We start from the raw sequence: 20,565 nt of genomic DNA on the forward strand, positions 1-20,565 counted from the left end.
TCAGCAATCCGTCTCGAAGGAGAGTTCAGTGTTCTATGGAGACTCCTTCGAGACGGCGCTACGCGCCTCCTCAGGATGAGGTGAGTGAATGTAACTGGCCTTCTTACCGACTGGCGATTAGCTCTTCTCATAAAGGACGAAGCTGCGGCTGCGCCCGACGAACTCGCGTTCGTATTCCCGTTCCACTCGCCAGCCATGACGCTCGTAGAAGCGTCGGGCGCCATAATTGTCGCGGAAGCACTCGAGACTCTTTGCCCCTAATGTTTCAGCCCGCTGCAGCAGAAGCGCGCCGCCCCCCGGCCACCCGCGTCAGGATCCATGAACAGCATGTCGATATGCCCATCGGTCATGAGCAGGAATCCGAGGGGCGTTTGGCCGGAAAGCGCCACCAGCATGCGCTCCCATGCGGCGGCGAACCGCTCTTCGAAATAACTGACACTCCGGCTTGCGAGCACATCCTCTTCCAGGATGTCCGCAAAGGCTGCCCGGTAGGATCTTTCGGCAATCGTGGCGAGAGTCTGAATATCCTCAATCTTGGCAGGCCGCACAATCACGGCTGTCCCCGCAGGCGCGGATCGAGCGTGTCGCGCAGGGCGTCGCCCAGGAGATTGAAGCCGAAGGACAGGAACAGGATGGCAAAGCCCGCGAAGATCGCGCTCCACGGCGAGAGCATGAGGAAGTTGCGGCCTTCCGACAGCATCAGGCCGAGCGACGGTGTCGGCGGCTGTGTGCCGAGACCGAGGAAGGACAATGAGGCCTCTACCAGGATGGCCGCGGAGAGCAGCAGGCTCGTCTGGACCAGGATGACGGAGGCGAGGTTCGGCAGGATGTGCAGGAAGATGATGCGGGCATCCGAAGCGCCGATGGCTTTCGCTCCCGCCACATACTCGCTCTCGCACAGAACGAGCGCCGGGCCGCGCAGGAGGCGGGCGAAGATCGGCGTGTAGACGACGGCGATGGCGGCGGCCGCGCTGTAGGTGTGCGGTCCCAGGACGGCGATGATGCCGATCGCGAGCAGCATCACTGGGAAGGCGAAGAGCACGTCCATGACGCGCATGATGATGCGGTCGAGCCAGCCGCGGTAATAGGCGGCGACAAGACCGAGCGCACCACCGGCGAGAAGCGCGACGCCGACGGCGAGCAGGCAGGCGATAAGAGAGGTGCGATAGCCGTAGAGGATGCGTGTCAGCACATCCCGACCCAATTGGTCGGTGCCGAACCAGTTCAGCTCGGACGGCGCGCGCAGGCGCCGTGCGACGCTCTGCGCCATGGGATCATAAGGCGCGAACAAGGGCGCCCCGATCGCGAGGATGAGCTGGACCGCCACCAGAATGACGGCGAAGGCGAGAAGCTTGTTCTTGGCCAGACGCGACACGGCTCAAGCCCTCACGCGGGGATCGACGATGATGTAGAGGAAGTCGACCAGGAAGTTCACGACGACGAAGCCCGCCGTCACCACGAGGATGGTGGCTTGGATCAGCGGATAGTTGCGCTCGGCGATAGCGCCGAGGATAAGCCGCCCGAGGCCCGGAATGGCAAAGACCTGCTCGACCACGATGGCGCCGCCAAGCAGATACCCGGTCATGATGCCGACACTGGTGAGAAACGGAATCAACGCATTGCGCAGGGCATGCTTGTAGACGACGCGCCGCTCCGGCAGACCCTTGGCGCGGGCGGTGCGGACGTAATCCTGCCCCAGCGCGTCGAGCATGGCCGAGCGCACCAGACGCGAGAGATTGGCAAGAATCGGCAGCGCCAGAGCAAAGGCCGGCAGCATCATGCGCTGGAGATTGCCCGCGGGATCCTCCGAGAAGGGCACATAGCCGAGCGATGCGAAACCAGGGGCCCAGCTGGAGAGGAACAGGATCAGCACGATTCCGAGCCAGAAGGACGGGATCGTCAAACCCGCGATGGCGGTGACACGCATGGCGACATCGGCCGCACCGCCGCGGGTCTGCGCCATCAGGCAGCCGACAGGAACCGCGAGCACGGCGCCGATGACGAGCGACAGAAGGGTGAGTTCCAGCGTCGGCCACAGATGGAGAAGAATTTCGGTCGAGACCGGCCGACCGGTCCAGAGGGAGGTGCCGAAATCGCCACGCAGGGCCGATCCGGCCCAGAGCAAATATTGCTCGACGATGGGACGATCGAGACCGACGCGGCGGTTGAGCTCCGCCATGCGCTCGGGCGTGATCTCGGTATTCGCTCCCAGCATGATCGCCACCGCATCGCCGGGGATCATCCGGATCATCAGGAACACGATGATCGACACGCCGAAGAGGACGATGACGAGATCGATGAGGCGTGCGAGCAGAACGCGGTTCATACGGGCAGGCTCTTCCAATAAAGATCCCGGCGCCGCGAGGACAGCGCCGGGACCATGAGTGATGTTCAGTAGGACGCGTTGCGCAGGTTCAGGAGAGAACGGTTCGGCATCGTATCAAAGCCCTGCAGCTTGCCGTTCATGGCCGAGAACAGGGTTCCGTAGGTGAGATGCGCCGCCGGTCCCGAGCAGGCGAGCTTCTGCTGCACCTTGTCATAGGCCGACTTGCGCGCAGCTTGGTCCTGCTGGGTACGGGCCTGGTCGAGCAGCCCGTCGATCTCCGCATCCGAATACTTGAACACGTTGGTCGAACCGCCCGTGCGGAAGGTGCGGTAGAAATAATCATCCGGATCGGGCTGTCCCGCATTGAGGGATGCGAACAGATCGAAGTTGCTGTTGCGCCAATCCTGGATGAACTGGCCCTGCTCCTGGTTGATCAATTCGACCTTGAAGCCCGCCTTGTTCAGCTGCTCCTGCACCACCTGGGCGATGTCCTTGATGTCCTGGCGCGGCAGGACCTTCATGGTGACGGCCACAGGCGTTGCCACGCCCGCTTCCTTTAGCAGCGCCTGCGCCTTGGCGGGGTCGGGCTTGTAGCAGGCGAATTGGTTCACATCGAGCGCCCAGGATTTCAGGGCAGGCGACAGCGGACCGCCGGGCACGCCGGCGCCGAAGAGAGCCGCGTCGACGATCTCCTGGCGGTTGATGGCATAGTTCACCGCCTCGCGCACCTTCGGATTGTCGAAGGGCGGCTTCGACACGTTCATGCCGATGAGCGTGTAGGCGAGATCCATGGTCTCGGAGAGCTTCACGTTCGGCTTGCCTTTGAGCTGCAGCGCCGTGGCCGCATCGATGTTGGGCAGAAGCGCATACTGGCCATTGCTCAGGCCGACCTGACGGGTGGCCGATTCCGGCACGATGTTGAACTTGAGACCTGCGAGCTTCGGCATGCCCTTGTCCCAGTAGGTCTCGTTCTTGGTCAGGAGGATGAAGCCGTTCGGCTGCCATTCCTGGAACTTGAACGGGCCCGTGCCGACCGGTGCCTTCTGCAGGGCATCCTTGTTCGCTTCCATGGCACTCGGCACGATGGCGATGGTGGCAAGCGAGCTCAGAAGGGCGGCGGACGGCTCCTTGAGCTTCAGCTCCATGGTTGTGCCGTCGACCGCGTTGGCGCTCTCGATGGCCGAGAGGCGACTTGCCAAGGGCGAAGCGATGTCCTTGCTCAGCACGCGTTTGATCGAGGACACCACATCCTCGGCCTCCATGGCGGAGCCGTCATGGAATTTCACGCCCGAACGCAGCTTGAAGGTGTAGGCCTTGCCGTCCGACGAGACGGTCCAGGATTCGGCGAGGCCGGGGACGATCTTCAGGTCCTTATCGATGGCGGTGAGGCCCTCGTAGATGTTGCCGTTCACCACCATGAAGCTCGGAAAGGCGGTGATGAGGTGCGGATCGAGACCCGTCGGGCCGTTATCCACGCCGATCTCCAGAACCTGAGCCGAAGCGGAAGCCATCGCGGCTACCATGAAACCTGCACCGATTGCGCTGCGCAGTGCTGACCTGATCATGCGTCTTTTCTCCCTTGGAAGCCGCAGGGGATTTATAGGCCATCGCCGGGAACCTGTCATGGTCCAATATCATACCACTCTGGACCAGTTCACCGCCTGTGCTATGGTCGGCAGGTAAACGAGAGCATTCCGGAGCAGAAGATGTCGCAACGCCCCATCGTCAAAGCCGTCGGCGTGATCAGCGGCACGTCCATGGACGGCATCGACGTGTCCGTCGTGGAAACGGATGGCGATACCGTCGTGAGGCCGGGACCGGGGCGGACCTTCTCCTACCCGGAGACTTTAAGAAAAACTCTCCAGGCGCTGATCGCCGAACCGACGCGGGCGCAGAGCGAGCCGCTGGAGGATCTCGAGCAGGCGGTGACGGACGCGCATATCGCGGCGATCCGGCGCTTCATGACGGAAGCCGGGATTCCGGCGAGTGACGTGAGCCTGATCGGCTTTCACGGACAGACGGTCTATCACCGGCCGGAAGCTCGCTTCACGCGCCAACTCGGGCTCGGCGACCGGGTCGCGGCGGCGCTCGGCATCGACACGGTCTATCGCTTCCGCCATGCGGATGTCGCCTCGGGCGGCGAAGGCGCGCCCTTCGTTCCGCTCTATCACCGCGCCCTGGCGAGCAAGCTCGCTCAGCCCGTCATGATCCTCAATCTCGGCGGCGTCGGAAACGTCACCTATATCGACGGCGATGTGGTGATCGCTTTCGACACAGGCCCTGCAAGCGCGCTGCTCGACGATTTCATTCTGCGCCGGCGCGGCCTGAGCTTCGACGAGAACGGACGGCTCGCCGCTTCCGGCAATGCGGACGCGAAGCTCGTCGCGGAGTTCATGAACAACCCGTTCTTCGACCGCCCTGCCCCGAAATCCCTCGACCGTCAGGACTTTCATGCCCGCGCTAAGGGTGTGGAGGCCCTGTCCGATGCGGACGGCGCCGCCACCTTGGCGGAGTTCACCATTCAATCCGTCATCGCCTCGCTGCGCCATGTTCCGCGCGCGCCGCAACGCTGGCTCGTCACGGGCGGCGGGCGGCGCAACGCGCATTTCATGACGCGCCTGCACGAGGAACTGGGCGTTGCCGTCGATCCGGTCGAAGCCGTGGGCTGGGACGGCGATTTCCTGGAAGCCCAGGCCTTCGGTTATCTCGCCGTGAGATCCACACTCGGGTTGCCCTTAAGCCTGCCCACGACGACGGGCGTGCCGCATCCCATGCCCGGCGGCGAACTGCACCGCGCCGCGTGAATCTGCCATGGGTCCGTCAGCTCTGATCGAACAGGCCTTCGCGCCTGCCGCCGCCTCCATTCGCGACGGCAACATTCCGGCCGCGGTGCTCGGCATCGTCTCCGCCGACGGCGAGCGTGCCGTGCAATGGGCGGGACATGCGCAGATCGAGCCGGAGCGGGAAATTGTTTCCCGTGAAACATGGTTCGATCTCGCCTCTCTCACCAAGGTCATCTTCACGACGACGCGCATTCTGCAACTGGTCGAGGCAGGCCGGATTGCGCTCGACGATCCGCTGGTGAAGGCCATCCCGGATCTGCGCCAATACGACATGAACGCTGCCGAGCGGCGTCTTACGTTCCGTCAATGTCTGGCGCATCAGACGCATCTTCCGGGCGTTGAGCCGCTCTACACCTACGGCCAGGACCCGAACACGTTGCGTGCCTTCATCCTGCAGCGCGTCTGGCAGGCCGGTCCGCCGGTCTATTCGGACATCAACTTCATGCTGCTCGGCATCGCTATCGAGCGCATCACGGGCCAAGCGCTGATCGATCAGCCGCTTCCCGAGAAGTTTTCGTTCCGGCCCGATCCGAACCTTTGCGCCGCGACGGAGAAGGATACGTGGCGCGGGCGTGTGATCCGCGGCGAGGTGCATGACGAGAATGCCTACGCGCTCGGCGGCGCCTCGGGCCATGCGGGACTGTTCGGAACCATCGACGGCGTGCTCGATTTCGCTCACTCGCTTTTCGACGGCTCCGCCCTTTCGTCCGATTCCATCAAGGCCATCCGCACACGTGAATCGGATAAGCGCACGGTCGGCTGGGAGGGCTTCTATCCCGGCTGGCACGGAGGCGATTCCTGCTCTCCCGATACCATCGGTCATACGGGCTTCACGGGCACCGGCTTATGGCTCGATTTCGAGCGCGGCCTCGCCTGGTCGCTGCTCACCAACCGCGTCCATCCGAGCCGGCACAAGGACAGCGGGATCCTGGCGCTTCGCCGTGCAACGGGCGAGCGGGTGATCGCGTTGTTCGACCAACACGCCCGACTTTAAGGATGCCAATAGAAAGTTGGCTGTTCCTCTCGCCTGACCTGCCTGCGGGCCATTGTTGCGGCACCCAACTGGTCCTATACTGGTCTGGAAGAAAGTTGGTATAATGGCGACAGAGCATTTCAGTACCCGCTACCAGGATCTCGACACCTGGCCGAGCCTTGATGTCCTCTCGGCCTTCCTTGAAGGTCAGCTCTCGGCGGTGGCGGCCGTCAGGCCATCCCTGCCGGCCATCGCGGCGGCGGCGGAAGAGGCGGTCAAGCGCCTGCGCCGCGGGGGACGGCTCGTCTATGCGGGCGCCGGCACGTCCGGCCGCATTGGCGTTCAGGACGGAACGGAACTGCCGCCGACCTTCAACTGGCCGGACGACCGGGTGGTCTATCTGATCGCCGGCGGCACGGGTGCCATCATGCAGGCGGTCGAAAACGCCGAGGATTCGGTCGAGGAAGGCATTGCCGGGATCCGCGGCAACAACATCGGCCCCGACGATGTGGTGATCGGCGTCGCGGCCAGCGGCCGCACGCCCTTCACCATCGCGGCCCTGAAGGAGGCGGCCTCCCGCGGGGCGCAGACCATCGGCATCTCCAACAATCCCGATACGCCCATTCTCGAAGCCTGCTCCCATCCGATACTCGCCGATACCGGCGAGGAGGTCATCGCCGGCTCGACACGCATGAAGGCGGGCACGGCGCAGAAGATCATCCTCAACCTGCTCTCGACCCTGATCATGGTGCGCCTCGACCGGGTCTATCGCGGCCTGATGGTCAACATGCGCGCGACGAATGCCAAGCTGCGCCGGCGCAGCGAGATCATGGTCTCGCAGATCACCGATTGCGACGATGCCACAGCCATCGAGGCGATCCGGCAATCGGACGGCGACCTGAAGATGGCCGTTCTCATCGCCCTGGGCGCCGGTCCGGCGGAAGCGCGTGGCGCGCTCGAGCGAAACGGCGGCAATCTGCGCAAAGCCCTGGCAGACTTCTCCAAGTCTCCCTAAACTTCTCAAAGTCTCCCTGACAAGGACGGCATAACGGGCCAGCCGGGCGACCGGCTGAAAGAAGAGGCAAGGGGTCATGGGGCTGGGGCTTGGCATCGACGCAGGCGGCACCGCTACGCGCTGGCGAATGGCGAATACGAATGGCCAATGTATTGCCCAAGGCTCCGTCGCCCCCCTGACCGGCCATCTCTTCTCCGCCGCCGCCGAAGAGCGCGCCCGCCAGATCGTCCTCGACATGGCCCAGGTGGTGATGAAGAAGGGGCGGCCTCTCGGCATCATCGCCGGCATCACGGGGCTGACCCGCGACACGCCGGCGGAAGCGACCATGCGCGCCCTGTTCGCGGAGATCTTCGAGCTCTCTCCCGCCAAGGTCTTCGTCGCGGAAGACATGTGGATCGCCTACCTGGCCTATTTCGCTCTCGGCGAAGGCATCCTGGTCTATAGCGGCACCGGCTCCATCGGCTATTACCTGTCCGAGGCCAAGGAGGTCATCCGGGTCGGCGGGCGCGGCAACCTGATCGACGATGGCGGCTCCGGCTTCTGGATCGCCCGTGAGGCCCTCAGGGCTGTCCTGCGCGCCGAAGAGGAAAAACCCGGCGCGGGCTGGACGACAACACTCGGCACATGCCTGGCCCAGGCGCTGGGCGGTACCGACTGGAATATCGTGCGCTCCTTCGTCTATGGAGGCGATCGCGGCAAAATCGGCTCGCTCGCCCGCGCCGTGGGCGAAGCAGCGCTCGCCAACGACAGAACCGCGCTGAAAATCCTAAAGGAAGCCGGCAAGGAGCTGGCCCGCCTCGCAAATGCACTCATCAAGCGTCTTGGCCCCCGGCCTGTGGCCCTGGTGGGCGGATCAACGCGGCTTCACCCTGTCCTGTCCGAGGCCTTCAGGAAGGAACTGGTGGCTCCCGTCGAGTTCATCGCGTCCGATCTGGACGCCGCGCTGACGGCGGCACGGCTGGCCGCGACGCTCAACAAGGCGTGACGGGTCCGTCCAGCGCATCGTGCGGACCCGAAGGGCCGCGTCAGCGACCCACAGGGCTACGCCAGTGAAAAGTGGCCCCGCTTTTCCACGAAGAACGATGCGCAGGCTCAATGGCAGACGCCTTCCCCTTCAGTCTGTCCTTCCGGAAAGACACCCTCCCCGTCATGGCCGGGCTCGTCCCGGCCATCCCGATTAGGAAAAGCGCCCTCTGATCGGGATCACCGGCACAAGGCCGGTGATGACATGGAACGGCGAGACACTCATCTCTTTGCAATCCAGACCCACAAGCCCGCCAGACCCACTAGTCCGCGCGGACCGGAAGAGCTTGCCTAAACGGCCCTGCTCGTCCAAGACTCCAGCGGCGAATCCATCCAAGACGAATTTGACCGATGCATGCTCTTTTCGTGGGCCAGACCTATATCGACGTGACCTTCCTGGCGGACGAGCTTCCGACCGGGGACGAGAAAACCGTGGCGCGGGATTACGCGATCTCGTTCGGCGGCAATGCGGTTACGGCCGCCTTCGCCTGCGCCAAGCTCGGCATCGCACCCGATCTCCTGACCTCGATCGCGGATGACTGGCTCGGCCGCATGTTCATCGACATGGCGGCGAAATACAGCATCTCGGTTCACCACCGGAAGGTCCACGAGTCATCCCTGTCCTTCATCATGCCGCGGGGCGGCAAGCGTGCCATCGTGCGCTGCCGCGATGACCACTATCTGCACCCGGTACCGCCGCTGAACCTCCAGGACTGCAAGGCCCTGCATCTCGACGGCCACCAGGCCGATGCGGCCATGCATTATGCCAAGATCTGCCGCGAATCCGGCATTCTCACCTCTCTCGACGGCGGTGGCCTGCGCTCCAACACCCATGAGCTTCTGGAATTCATTGACGTCGCCATCGTGGCCGAGCGTCTCTGCGAGCAGATGGACCTGACCCCGGCCGGGATGCTGGGCTATCTCAAGAGCCGCGGCTGCAAGATCGGCGGCGTGACCCTCGGCGAGCGCGGTCTCGTCTGGTACGACGAGACCGGCCAGGAAAGCGTCCTTCCGGCCCTCAACGTGCCCGGCGAGGCGGTGGTGGACACCAACGGCGCCGGCGACATCTTCCACGGCGCTTATGTCTATTCCGCCATGGCCCGTCCCGACCTGCCCTGGCGCGAACATTTCATCTTCGCCCGCGCCGCCTCGGCCTATGCCATCCAGCACCTCGGCAACGAGGCCAGCCTGCCGACCGCCGCTGACATTGCGCAGGTGCAGGAGCGTTACGCCGAGCGCAAGCTGGCGGCCTGAGCCGAGGCCGGCAGCAAAGGGCCCGATCAGATCTGCGCATGTGCGAGATCCAGCCGGCGTGAGACCCCGATGGCTTCCAGGAAGGTCTCATCGTGGCTGACGATAAGCAGGGCCCCGTCATAGGCCCGCAACCCGGCCTCGACCGCTTCGATGGAGTCGATGTCGAGATGGTTCGTCGGCTCGTCGAGGACCAGGAGAGCGGGAGGCCTCGGCCCGCCCAGCACGCAGGCGAGCCCCGCCCGCAGCAATTGCCCGCCGCTCAAGGTCGAGACGAGTTGCAGCGCCGCGTCGGCCCGGAACATGAATCGGGCCAGCGCCGCCCGGCAGGCATTCTCGTCCGCATCCGGGTTGATGCGACGGAAGTTGTCGCGGATCGAAACTGAAGCGTCGAGCAGGCTCACCCGCTGGTCGAACAGAGCGAATTCGGTCATGACCCTCACGCTCCCGCTCCAGGGCTGCAACTGCCCGCTCACGATTGCGAGCAACGTAGTCTTGCCAGACCCGTTCGGTCCGATCACGGCGACGCGCTCCCGCCCGGTGATGGCGAAGGAAAAGTCGCGCAGGATCGGCCGCTCCGGTTCGTAGCCGGCGCTTGCGGCCTCGATGGTCAGAACCGTCCTGCCGGCTGGCAGATGCGTCGGCGGAAGCACGATCGAAAACGGCTGCAGGATTTCGATGCGCTCGCGCGCCGAGGCGGCGGCCTCGAGAGCCTGCCCGCGGCGACGCTCCGTGAGACGAGCGTTCTTGCCGCCCGTTTCCTCGCTCCGACTTTTCAGCCCGTTCATGAGGATGCGCGGCATGCCACCCTTGGCTCGGTTCCTCTGGGCTGCGCCATCCTTGCGCACCTTTCTCTCGATGGTCTCCTGTGCTTTCCGGTCGATCTCGGCGACGCGCTTCTCCGCATCCACCAGATCGCGCCGGGTGGCAGCGAGTTCCAGCGCCTTGCTTTCGCGGTACCGGCTCCAGTTGCCGCCATAGCGCGTGGTGCCGAGCGAGGTCAGCTCGACGATGGCATCCATGATGTCGAGCAGCTCCCGATCATGGCTGACGACGATCGCACCGCCGCGCCAGCCGGCGAGAAGATCGAGCACCGCCTCGCGGCCGTCCCGGTCGAGGTTGTTGGTCGGCTCGTCCAGAAGCAGGAAGTCGGGCTCCGCGAAGACGAGCGCCGCCAAGCCGGCCCGCGTGCTCTGCCCGCCCGACAGGCTCGAGAGAAACGTGTCCGGCGGCGCATCCAGGCCGACCTTGGCGAGGGCGGAGGCCATGCGGGCCTCCAGCGTCCAATCCGCATGGGCCAGTTCCTCGGCCGTGGCTTCGCCGGTCTCGGCGCGGCGCAGGAGGGCCAGCGCATCGACGGCGCCGAACAGGGACGCGATGGTCTCGGTCCGATCGACCTGACCGATCTGGCGCAGGATGCCTAAGCTTCCATTGACGGCAACCGTCCCGGAATGGGCGCGCAACTCGCCCGAGATCAGCTTGAGGAGCGTGGTTTTGCCGACGCCGTTGCGACCGACAAGCCCTGTGCGTTCCGGACCGAAACTCAGTGCGAGATCGGAAAGGAGAGAGCGGCCGTCAGGCGTGGACCATGAAACATGGGAGAGAGTGATTGAGGCAGGCATGGATATTCCCCGTGGCAAGGCAGAGCGGCATTGCTGTCGGGTTGAAATCCATTGCGGCATACATCCTGTCGAAACGGACGCCTCTCGGGCATCCGGTGCCGAATATACGGAGGCCCGGGCTCGGCCGCAAGTTTGCGACCGGCACTCGGCATCTCCATAGAAGAAGAAGGCGCACCGTGCGGACGCGAAGGGCCGCGTCCGCACGGTGCGCCAGTTAGAAATGAGCATCGGACCCAAAAGTGGAATCCACTTTTGGGTCCGATGCTCTAAGCCGCCTTCTTCTGATAATCCTTCACGTCCGAGAACTGGATCGCCTTGTAACGATCGACTTCGTACTGAAGATTGAACGTGTTCGGCGCCATGAACACGGGCGCATCGTCGAGGTCGCGCGCCATGGACGACAAGTGGCTCTCGATGAACTTGTCGAGCTCCCTCGAATCGTCCGCCGTGATCCAGCGGCAGATGGAGAAGCGCGTCGGCTCGTAATCGATCGGCAGGCCGTATTCGGCCCCCAGGCGTTCCTTGAGCACATCCAGCTGCAGCGCGCCGACCACGCCGACGATGGCGCCGGAGCCGTCCTGCGGCACGAAGAGCTGCACGACACCCTCTTCCGCCATCTGCTGCAGCGCCTCGCGCAGCTTCTTGGCCTTCATGGCGTCCTGCAGCTTGATGCGGCGCAGGATTTCCGGCGCGAAACTCGGCACGCCGCGGAAGATGATGTCCTCGCCTTCCGTGAGCGTATCGCCGATGCGCAGAGTGCCGTGGTTCGGGATGCCGACCACGTCGCCGGCCCAGGCCTCGTCCGCAATGGCGCGATCCTGCGCGAAGAAGAATTGCGGCGAGTTCAGGCTCATGGGCTTGCCCGTGCGCACGAGCTTCACCTTCATGCCGCGCTGGAGCTTGCCCGAGCAGATGCGCATGAAGGCGATGCGGTCGCGGTGGTTCGGATCCATGTTGGCCTGGATCTTGAACACGAAGCCGGTCATGCGGCTCTCGCCCGCCTCGACAAGGCGCTTGTCGGCCTCCTGGCCGCGCGGCGGCGGCGCGTAGGAGGCGAGCGCGTCGATGAGGTCGCGCACGCCGAAATTGCGCAAAGCTGAGCCGAAGAACACGGGCGTGAGGTGACCCTCGCGAAACGCCTGAAGATCGAAGGGCTTGCAGGCCTCCTGGGCGAGGGACACCTCCTCCTGCCAGGCATCGGCCTCTTCCGGCGGCAGCAGGCTCAGGAGCTTCGGATCGTCGGGGCCTGGAGACCTGCGTCGGCTCCTCGTCCGTATCGATGCGCCGGACCATGTTGCGGCGAAGGTCGAAGGTGCCGGCAAAGCTCCTGCCCTGGCTGATCGGCCAAGTGACCGGAGACGTATCGAGAGCCAACGTCTTCTCGATCTCGTCGAGCAGGTCGAAGGGATTGCGCGCCTCGCGGTCCATCTTGTTGATGAAGGTCACGATCGGGATGTCGCGCATCCGGCAGACCTCGAAGAGCTTGCGGGTGCGCGCCTCGATGCCCTTCGCGGCGTCGATCACCATGATGGCCGAATCGACAGCGGTCAGCGTCCGGTAGGTGTCCTCCGAGAAGTCCTCGTGGCCCGGCGTGTCGAGCAGGTTGAAGACGCAGCCGCCATACTCGAAGGTCATGACCGAGGTCACGACCGAGATGCCGCGCTCCTTCTCGATCCCCATCCAGTCGGACCGGGTGGAGACGCGGTTCTTCTTGGCCTTCACCTCGCCGGCGAGCTGGATCGCGCCCCCGAAGAGCAGGAGCTTCTCGGTCAGCGTGGTCTTGCCCGCGTCCGGGTGGGAGATGATCGCAAAGGTTCGGCGGCGACCCACGGGGGCCGGAAGATCGGTCATGGCGGTTTAAAATTTCTCTGGGAACGAAGGTGGGGGACAGAACGCCGCAGCGCCCCGCCCTTCCGTTGGGCTCTTCTCAACCCATATGGGGGTTTCCCGTCAACAACGAAAGGAGGTGATCCAGTGTCTCATTGTCATACCCTACGGTCCCCGGTTGCCGTGACCTGGATCTTGGCCTCTGCCGAGATCGGTGCGTAACGCACAAAATGGCCGGCTCTAACGGGCCGTGGAACCGACAATGGAAAGGCCGCCTCTCGGGGCGGCCTTTCTTTTTGCGCTCGCAAGCCCTCATCCTGAGGAGGTCACGGAGTGACCGTCTCGAAGGGTCGGGGCGTCTCCAGCGTGCTCAGAAACCTCCTTCGAGACGCCGCTACGCGGCTCCTCAGGATGAGGTGAGAGCAGTCTGAGCCAGCCTTTCAGATGCTTCTACGCCCCGAGCAGCTTGCCCGTCCGCTTGGCGGTCGTGCCGGCAACCTTGGCGATCCGCATCCCCTGCGTGACGAAACGCACGGCGACCCGGGCGAACATCACGCCGTCGGAGGGAGCCTTGGCGAGAGTCACGGCGCCGGTCAGCGGATCGATCACCTCGGCGATCACCTCGCTCTCCTTCACCTTTGCTCCCACGTCGGCTTTGAACACCAGGATGCCGTAGGCCGGAGCCTGGACCGGCTCGGAGGCGGCCAGGGGGTCGCCTGGCAGCGAGCTTCGGGCACCTGGGGAGCCTCGCCGGCAATGGCACCGCGCAGGACCATGTAGTCGATCATGGCGGCGGCATCGGCCTTCCCCGTCTCATGATACACATCCCGCTCGCCCCGGAACTCGAGCGTCGTCGCATGGCAGCCGAACGGGATCGGATGATCCGGGAACCGGTCGGCCAGCTCCGCCCAAGGACGGCTGCAGGCTTCGTCGAACGGCTCGTCGCCCGATACATCGGCGATGAGATAGGCGCGAGAGCCGATGAGCGCCGAGAGCGGGGCGAATTCCTCGGCCGAACGGGTGTGGGTGTAGAGATGCACCACGGCCTCCGAGTCGCAGTGCATGTCGAGCACGACGTCCGCCTCCTGGGCCAGACCGAGCAGGGCCTTCTTCATGACCTCGGCCGCGTTCGACGGTTGCCAAGCTTCGAGCTCGGCCCGCAGCGCCTCGCGGATCAGACGGACATTCGCCTCACCGTCGTTCGCGAGCTCGCCTTCGATGCGCTCGGCGACCTTCGGCACGAGGTGGGGATAGCCGCGGTTGAAATTGACCCCGTCGGCCAAGTGGAAGCGGCCGATATGGTCTCCCATCACCCTTTGCGCGAGCCCGATGGGATTGGCGGAGGGCACGAGGATGATCTCGCCCTTGATGCGGCCCTCGGCCTCAAGCTTGGTCAGGCGCTCGCGCAGGTGATGCGCCGCGATCATGCCGGGGATCTCGTCGGCATGGAGCGAGGCCTGGATATAAATGCGCGGGCGCGCGCCTTCCGGACCGAAGCGCTGGACCGTCAGCGACAGGCTCGCTCCGGGGGCGAGGGGCGCAAGGGCGATATTTTCTGTTCTCATGTTCCGTCAATCAGGGTTTAGCCAGGACCCGTCAGGTAGCCTGCCACCCCTGAGATTGGAAGACGAAACGCTGCGGATTCGACACGATGGCGGCAAGTCCCTGTAGGGCCGGCTCCGGATTGACGATGGCGTAAACCGGCACCTTCCTGGCCCAGGCGTCATGCGGCGCCTTGTGGTCGAACGCCCCCGGAAATCGCCGGCCTGCAGGATGTCGATCATGCGGGGCGCAATGCCGCCGGCGATGAAGACGCCACCCGAGGCCTCGAAGGTCAGAGCCAGATCGCCGGCGAAGCGTCCGAGGAAGCGCGCGAAGAGGGAAAGCGCATCCGCAGCCATCGCATCGCCCTCGCGGGCCGCCGCCAGGACGTCGTTGGGCATCGTGTAGGGACAGTCGACGCAGCGATGGGCGGCCAGCGCCTTGGCGATGCGGAACAGGCCGGGACCGGACAGCACCACTTCTCCCGAAACCCGACCGCCCACCCGCTCCAGGTGCGGCCAGATCGCGGTTTCCTCGTCGGTCGTGGGGCCGAACTCCATGTGGCCGGCCTCCGTCGCCAGGATAGCGAAGCGGTCCTCCACGGGCATCAGTGCTCCCGCGCCGAGCCCGGTGCCGGGGCCCAGCACCACGCGTGGGCCGGGCCTGGGCGGCGGGAAGGCTCCGATGGGGGCGAGGTCGCCCTGCGCCGCGTCGAGCACGTCCACCGAGGCGGCCACGGGCGTGTAGTCGTTGACGAGGGTGACGCGCTCAAGATCCAGCGCCTTGCCGATGGCTTCGGCATCGATCACCCAGTGGGCGTTGGTGAGGCGAATTGCGGGTGCGTCTACCCGCGTTGCTACCGCCACGATAGCGGAACGAGGTGCAGGTCCCTCATAGGCCTCGAGCGCGATCCTGATTGCTCCGACCGGATCGGGCGTCTGCGCCGTCAGGGTCCGCGGCAGCAGCTGAACGGGCGCTCCGGGCGCGGGCAACACGGCGAAGCGGGCGTTGGTCCCGCCGATATCCCCGAGCAGAACAGGAAATGCGAACATCGAAACCTAGCGTCCTTTCCGCCTCGCGCTTCAAGCCAATGACCAAATGATCAGACCGCCTCTTCCCAGCTCCGGCTCAGGCGCACCGCAGAGTTGATGAGACCGACCATGGAATAGGTCTGGGGGAAGTTGCCCCACAGCTCTCCGGTCGTGTAGTCCGCATCCTCGGAGAAAAGCCCGAAGGAATTGCGCAAACTCAGAATGTGCTCGAACAGTTCCTTCGCCTCGTCCTTGCGCCCGATGACGTTCAAGGCATCCACGTACCAGAAGCCGCAGATCATGAAAGCCGTATGCATGAGGCCGAAATCGTCCTCCACATCATAACGCAGCAGAAGGTCGCCGCGCCGTAGCTTCGCGCCCACGGCTTCCACGGTCGCGATGAAGCGCGGGTCGTCCGGCTTCACGAAATCGAGCTCGGCCAGCAGCAGGAGCGTCGCGTCGAGATCCGCGCCGTCGAAGGAGGACGCGAAGGTGCCTGTCTCCGGATTGTAGGCGCGCTCGTTGATGACCCTGTGCATGTGATCGGCATTCTCGCGCCAGAACGCGGCCCGGTCTTCACGTCCCATGGCTTCGGCGATCTTGACGAGCCGGTCGCAGGCCGCCCAGCACATCACGCTCGGAAAGGTATGAACGGCCGCCTTGGTGCGCAGCTCCCAGGGACCGGCATCGGGCTGATCGAAGACCTCGATGGCCCTGTGCCCCAGCTTTTCCAGATGGGAGTACAAGGCCCTGTTGCCGGTGCGGATCAGGCGCTTGTCCAGGAAGGCGTGCACGGAGGCCAGGACGACGCTGCCATAGGCATCGTTCTGGATCTGCGTATAGGCCGCGTTGCCGACACGCACGGGGCCCATGCCGCGATAGCCGGCGAGCGCCGTCGCCTCCCGCTCCTCCAGATCGGGCGAGCGCGTGATGCTGAAGAGCGGCGGCATGTCCTTCTGATCGGGAATGGCCTCCATATCGTCGACGATGTTGGTGATGTAGGTGAGGTATTCCTCCATCGTCTTGGTGGTGCCGAGCCGATTGAGGGCCTGGATGACGAAATAGGCGTCACGCAGCCAGCAATAGCGGTAATCCCAGTTGCGCTTCGTGTGCGGCGCTTCCGGCACCGAGGTGGTGAGCGCCGCCACGATGGCGCCCGTTTCCTCGTAGTTGCATAGCTTGAGCGTGATGGCGGCGCGGATCACCGCGTCCTGCCAATCGAACGGAATGGAGAGCGACCGCACCCAGTCGCGCCAGAAATCGACCGTGCTGTCGAGAAAGGCCCGGGCCGTGGAATCCGTCTCTGACCGAAGCGGCTCGTCCTCGCCGAAGAAGAACGACAGGGGCCGGTCCACCACGAAGGGCCGCTCGTCCTGCACGTAGGACACGGAAGCGTCGGTGGTGAGCCTCAGCGAATAGGCCGGGCCGACGAAGCGCAGATGATTGCTGCCGCGGGTCAGGTTCGGCGGGCAGCCGCCCCAATCGTAATGGGGCCGCAGCCTCACGCGGATGCGCGGACGGCCCTTCACCGGATACACCCGGCGGATCAGCATCGGCGGGCGGAAGGTGCGGTCGTAATGCTTGAAGCGCGGCGCAAAATCGGTGATTTCGAGAATGTTGCCGAAGGAATCCGTCATCCGCGAGACGAGAACCGCCGTGTTCTCGAGATAGGTCTGCTCGCAGCTGACCATGCCGACCATGTCGATGGCGAAGATGCCCTTCTGCTCCGCATCGGTCTGGCCCTCGGGGCTGTCGAGCAGAGCGGAAAAGACCGGATCGCCGTCGAAGCGAGGGAAGCAGCTCCAGACGATCTGCGCGCGGCGATCCACCAGGGCCGAGATCGTGCAATTGCCGATAACGGCAAGATCTAGCGAACTCATATCAGCAATCATCCCCTTTAAAAGGCAGAGTTCCTTCGAAAGCCCACGTGGACAGGCAATGTCGCAAATCCGCAGGCGTTCCAAGGCGAACCTTGGCTATGGTTTCTCCCGCACCGATGCGCACCGACAAACCGCCATGCGCATTCACGGTCTTGAAACCGTTCTCGTCGGTCAGGTCGTCGCCGACGAAGACCGGGCGCCGTCCCTTATAGGGAGATTCGTGGAGAAATCTCTCGATCACTTTGCCCTTCCCCGCCGCCGAGGGAAGGATTTCTGCCACAGCTTTTCCGTGTTGAACACGGTAATCCGGGCCCAGCGCTTCGACGGCAGCTTGAGCGGTCGCGAGAGCGAAGTCCTTCTCATGGGGGGCGAGGCGCCAGTGAATGGCAACCGAGCAGCCCTTGTCCTCGACCAGGATACCCTCCTTGTCGGCAACGATCCGGCTCAGGCGCTCGACCATCTCGCGCAGGGCCGGGTGCTCGTCGGGATCGCACATGGACAGCCGCCCGGCAATGCGATGCTCGAGCCCGTGCAGTCCCGCCATATCGAACACATGGGGCATGAGGCGTCCGTCGAGGAAGTCGACGGGACGGCCGCTGATGATCGCGAGCGCACCGCCGAGCCGCCTCTGCAGCGTTGTGAGAACATCGGGCAAGGCCGCGTCCACGGCAACCGCATCGGGGCGCTCGACGATATCGACGAGGGTTCCGTCGAAATCGAGAAAGAGAGCATAATCCTCGTTCACGTCAGGCATCGGACCTTGTCCTGCAGGAGCTTCACGCATTGGCCGGTGCAAGCCTCCGGCCCCTGGCGATCAATCGTCTGATCCTCTGCTGCTTGCGCAGGCGGGAGGCGGCCAGCAGCATCTGGCCCGCCCAGCGATAGACGTTGCGCTCCTTGACCTGATCGCGCATCAGCCGCATCCGCTCGCGTTGCTCGTTCTGCGGCATGGTCAGCGCGCGGTTGATGGCCTCGCCCATGGCATGGGCATTGTAGGGATTGACGATCAGCGCCTCGGACAACTCACGGGACGCGCCCGCGAAAGCCGAGAGAATGAGCACGCCCTGCTCGTCGTCCCGTGCTGCCACGAATTCCTTGGCGACGAGATTCATGCCGTCGTGCAGGCTCGACACGATGCAGAGGTCCGCGGCACGGAAGAGTTCGAAAACTTCATCGGGCTCGTGATGACGGATGAGGAGCCTGATGGGCTCGTAGCCGTCACCACCATACTTTTCGTTGATGTCGCGAGCCAGAGCCTCGGCCTCCTCTTGAAGGAGGCGGTAATTGGCGAGCTTGCTGCGCGTTGGAGCGGCCACCTGAACGAAGGTGAAGTTCCCTCTCCATTCAGGATGCTCGCCGATCAGCGCGTCGATGGCCTGCATCCGGTCGAGAATGCCCTTCGTGTAATCGAACCGCTCGATGCCGACGCCGATGCGCATGTCCGGCGACAGCCCGAGACGCTCGCGCACGATCCTGCGGCACTCCTCCACGGGCCTCTGGCCTTCCATGGCGGTGGGCGGCCATTCGATCGAGATCGGATAAGGACGGATCAGGGTCTCCTCGCCGCCGAAGAACACCGAATCCTTCTCCCGGTCGATGCGGCTTTCCACGTAGGAATCGACCGAGTCCAGGAAGTTGTTGCAGTGCGCCTGGGTGTGGAAGCCGAGGATGGAGGAGCCCAGCAGCCCGTCGATGATCTCTTCCCGCCAGGGGCAGATCCCGAAGGTCTCGGCATTGGGCCAGGGAATGTGCCAAAAGGTGACGATGGTCGCCCGGGGGAGCCGGTCGCGAATCATGCGCGGCAGGAGCGCGAAATGGTAATCCTGCACGAGAATGATCGGGTCCTCGCGCTTGGCCTCGGCCACGATCGCGTCGGCGAACTTCTCGTTGACGGACCGGTAGAACTGCCAATCCGTCTCCCGGAAGATCGGCCGTACGAAGGCGATATGGCACAGGGGCCAGAGTCCCTCGTTGGCAGCGCCATAATAATATCCATCCTGCTCCTCTTCCGAGAGCCAGACGCGGCGCAGGGTGTAGGAGGGGTGATTCGGAGGCACGGGCACGCGGTCATTGGCGTCGACCGTGTCTCGGTCCGCCGTGCCGCTGCCATGGGCGACCCAGGTGCCGCCGCAGGCGCGCACCACGGGCTCCAGGGCCGAAACGAGGCCACTGGCCGGAATCTGCAGGGAAATCTCGCCGCTGTCGGTGCGGTTATGAATGTAGGGCTCGCGGTTCGAGACCACGATCACCTCCGAGCCCGACAGCTCGTTGGACAATGCCGCCCTCAGGGTCTCCGGGCTCCAATCCGTATGCGCCGCATCGATGGTCCGGCGCGAAGCTTCGAGTTCCTGGAGGACATCGCGGATTTCCTGCCCCAACGGGATGATGTTCTCCTCTACCGGCGGATTGCCATTGCCGGTGCGGGCGCTCTCGAGAGCCTGCCGGATGGATGAGAGCCACCGGCGCATGATGATGGCCGCGATCATGGCCGCGAGGGCAGCAGCCCCGAAGGCAACGCCTGCCAAGGCGAGGAAGAGATAGTTCCTCGCCTCTCCGCCGCGCTGGTCGGCATAGCTCAGGTCGTGCAGGACCACGAGATGTCCCGGCCGACCTCCTGCATTCAAGGGGAAGGAGCTGACCAGGACATTGTGATCCTGGTTCCTGACGACCGAAAAGCTTTCCGCGTCGGACCGGGATGCCTCGGCGCAGGAAAAGGACGGCGGCATGTTGCTGGTGGGGAAGCGGAGTTCCTGCCCGTCGCAATAGCCGATGGCGAGCACGCGCTCGTCCGAGGCGATGCGCTCGAACAGGATCCCGGCCTGCTGAGCGTCGTTGCGGGCGAGGAGGCCGCTGACCTGGTCTCGGACGGAGTTGAACACGAGACGCGATCGCAGCTCGACATCACGGCGCGTCCATTGCTCCACGAAGGATGTAGCAAAGGGCAGCACGGCCAGGATGACGATGGCCGCCACGAGCATTGCGATACCGCCAAAGCGGAAGATGATCCTCAAAATGCTAAGTTCCTCAAGAAAACCGACACTTTCATCAAGGCGGGCGAGCTGACCTTGCGGAGCGGCTTCAGACTTTGCCTTCGATGGAGGGCTGCGGGAGAACGCAGCCTTCGCCCTGTTTATGGGCTTGCTTGCGGAACTTTCCAGGCTTGACCGGCTCCTCGGCGAGGCTCACGGGAGGATTCAAATGAAAACCGCGGCCGATGCAGTCAGCATCGGCC

The 20,565-nt window shown here is 64.4% G+C and carries 16 protein-coding genes and 1 pseudogene; 5 read left to right on the forward strand and 12 right to left on the reverse strand.

Annotated elements, in window-relative coordinates; all coding sequences use genetic code 11:
* Window positions 1-257: 257 nt before the first annotated feature.
* From ACD578_RS19490 to ACD578_RS19505, 4 genes are all read right to left on the reverse strand, one after another.
* Window positions 258-554: a hypothetical protein gene (locus tag ACD578_RS19490; RefSeq protein ID WP_404287699.1), complete on the reverse strand. Its 297-nt coding sequence runs from the start codon at window positions 552-554 to the stop codon at window positions 258-260.
* Window positions 551-1,375 (reverse strand): ABC transporter permease subunit, encoded by an 825-nt coding sequence (locus ACD578_RS19495; protein WP_162002953.1) that lies wholly within the window; start codon window positions 1,373-1,375, stop codon window positions 551-553. Before ACD578_RS19495 ends, ACD578_RS19490 begins: the two co-directional genes overlap by 4 nt.
* Window positions 1,376-1,378: 3 nt before the next feature.
* The gene (locus ACD578_RS19500) at window positions 1,379-2,326 is read right to left on the reverse strand and encodes an ABC transporter permease (RefSeq protein ID WP_404287701.1); all 948 of its coding nucleotides are present in this window, start codon (window positions 2,324-2,326) and stop codon (window positions 1,379-1,381) included.
* 65 nt (window positions 2,327-2,391) lie between these two features.
* The gene (locus tag ACD578_RS19505) at window positions 2,392-3,891 is read right to left on the reverse strand and encodes an ABC transporter substrate-binding protein (protein WP_404287703.1); all 1,500 of its coding nucleotides are present in this window, start codon (window positions 3,889-3,891) and stop codon (window positions 2,392-2,394) included.
* Window positions 3,892-4,032: 141 nt separating this feature from the next.
* On the opposite strand from ACD578_RS19505, the gene ACD578_RS19510 reads away from it, so the two are divergent.
* The 5 genes from ACD578_RS19510 to ACD578_RS19530 all read left to right on the forward strand — a co-directional run bounded on the left by ACD578_RS19510 (window position 4,033) and on the right by ACD578_RS19530 (window position 9,434).
* Window positions 4,033-5,130 (forward strand): anhydro-N-acetylmuramic acid kinase, encoded by a 1,098-nt coding sequence (locus tag ACD578_RS19510; RefSeq protein WP_404287705.1) that lies wholly within the window; start codon window positions 4,033-4,035, stop codon window positions 5,128-5,130.
* 7 nt (window positions 5,131-5,137) lie between these two features.
* Window positions 5,138-6,163, forward strand: coding sequence for a serine hydrolase domain-containing protein (locus ACD578_RS19515; RefSeq protein WP_404287707.1), 1,026 nt, complete (start codon window positions 5,138-5,140; stop codon window positions 6,161-6,163).
* 103 nt (window positions 6,164-6,266) lie between these two features.
* Window positions 6,267-7,157 (forward strand): N-acetylmuramic acid 6-phosphate etherase, encoded by an 891-nt coding sequence (locus ACD578_RS19520; RefSeq protein WP_404287709.1) that lies wholly within the window; start codon window positions 6,267-6,269, stop codon window positions 7,155-7,157.
* Between the two features lie 76 nt (window positions 7,158-7,233).
* Entirely contained in the window at window positions 7,234-8,142 is a 909-nt protein-coding gene (locus tag ACD578_RS19525) for an N-acetylglucosamine kinase (RefSeq protein ID WP_404287711.1), read from the forward strand.
* Window positions 8,143-8,531: 389 nt separating this feature from the next.
* Window positions 8,532-9,434 carry a sugar kinase gene (locus ACD578_RS19530; protein WP_404287713.1) on the forward strand — a complete coding sequence of 301 codons (903 nt, stop codon included), beginning with the start codon at window positions 8,532-8,534 and terminating at the stop codon, window positions 9,432-9,434.
* A 26-nt stretch (window positions 9,435-9,460) separates the two neighbouring features.
* On the opposite strand, the gene ACD578_RS19535 is transcribed toward ACD578_RS19530, so the two are convergent.
* From ACD578_RS19535 to ACD578_RS19570, 8 genes and pseudogenes are all read right to left on the reverse strand, one after another.
* Entirely contained in the window at window positions 9,461-11,053 is a 1,593-nt protein-coding gene (locus ACD578_RS19535; RefSeq protein ID WP_404287715.1) for an ABC-F family ATP-binding cassette domain-containing protein, read from the reverse strand.
* 266 nt (window positions 11,054-11,319) lie between these two features.
* Window positions 11,320-12,904, reverse strand: a pseudogene (locus ACD578_RS19540) (peptide chain release factor 3).
* A 426-nt stretch (window positions 12,905-13,330) separates the two neighbouring features.
* Window positions 13,331-13,516, reverse strand: a complete 186-nt coding sequence (locus tag ACD578_RS19545) for a hypothetical protein (RefSeq protein ID WP_404287717.1) — start codon at window positions 13,514-13,516, stop codon at window positions 13,331-13,333.
* Window positions 13,513-14,445, reverse strand: coding sequence for a succinylglutamate desuccinylase/aspartoacylase family protein (locus ACD578_RS19550; protein WP_404287719.1), 933 nt, complete (start codon window positions 14,443-14,445; stop codon window positions 13,513-13,515). Before ACD578_RS19550 ends, ACD578_RS19545 begins: the two co-directional genes overlap by 4 nt.
* 6 nt (window positions 14,446-14,451) lie before the next feature.
* Window positions 14,452-15,417 carry a glucokinase gene (locus ACD578_RS19555; RefSeq protein WP_404293953.1) on the reverse strand — a complete coding sequence of 322 codons (966 nt, stop codon included), beginning with the start codon at window positions 15,415-15,417 and terminating at the stop codon, window positions 14,452-14,454.
* Between the two features lie 107 nt (window positions 15,418-15,524).
* A complete protein-coding gene (locus tag ACD578_RS19560) occupies window positions 15,525-17,333 on the reverse strand; it encodes a glycoside hydrolase family 15 protein (RefSeq protein ID WP_404287721.1) in 1,809 nt (602 codons plus the stop codon).
* Window position 17,334: 1 nt separating this feature from the next.
* Window positions 17,335-18,087: a trehalose-phosphatase gene (otsB, locus tag ACD578_RS19565; RefSeq protein WP_404287723.1), complete on the reverse strand. Its 753-nt coding sequence runs from the start codon at window positions 18,085-18,087 to the stop codon at window positions 17,335-17,337.
* 22 nt (window positions 18,088-18,109) lie between these two features.
* Entirely contained in the window at window positions 18,110-20,311 is a 2,202-nt protein-coding gene (locus ACD578_RS19570; RefSeq protein ID WP_404293955.1) for a trehalose-6-phosphate synthase, read from the reverse strand.
* Between the last annotated feature and the right edge of the window lie 254 nt (window positions 20,312-20,565).

The sequence above is a fragment of the Microvirga sp. RSM25 genome, assembly GCF_044784385.1.
GTDB lineage: Bacteria > Pseudomonadota > Alphaproteobacteria > Rhizobiales > Beijerinckiaceae > Microvirga > Microvirga tunisiensis.